The sequence below is a fragment of the Elizabethkingia argenteiflava genome (assembly GCF_009904105.1).
GTDB lineage: Bacteria > Bacteroidota > Bacteroidia > Flavobacteriales > Weeksellaceae > Elizabethkingia > Elizabethkingia argenteiflava.
Genome location: NZ_JAAABJ010000149.1, coordinates 1 through 259 on the forward strand (window position 1 = coordinate 1; position 259 = coordinate 259).

The 259-nt window shown below is 33.2% G+C and carries 2 protein-coding genes; both read left to right on the forward strand.

Annotation, left to right across the window (positions count from 1 at the left end; all coding sequences use genetic code 11):
* Nucleotide 1: 1 nt before the first annotated feature.
* A complete protein-coding gene (locus GNY06_RS14995) occupies nucleotides 2-127 on the forward strand; it encodes a class I lanthipeptide (RefSeq protein ID WP_394350813.1) in 126 nt (41 codons plus the stop codon).
* Nucleotides 128-158: 31 nt separating this feature from the next.
* Nucleotides 159-259: class I lanthipeptide (locus GNY06_RS15000; RefSeq protein WP_212995066.1), on the forward strand; the 101-nt coding region annotated here is incomplete at its 3' end.

Here is a 259-nt window from a genome sequence, read left to right on the forward strand (position 1 = left end):
AATCAACAAAGACCAAATTAGCAAATTACAAGAGCATCAGTTAAACAGTATAAAAGGCGGAAATAAGGCTGCAGAAGCCACTCCTTCTTGTGGAGTTAACTCCTGCAATATTACCACCGTTAAATAACCTGAATTTTAATTTTCAAAACTTAACACAGATGAAAAAAATCAAATTAACCAAAGGTCTACAAATCAACAAAGACCAAATTAGCAAATTACAAGAGCATCAGTTAAACAGTATAAAAGGCGGAAATAAGGC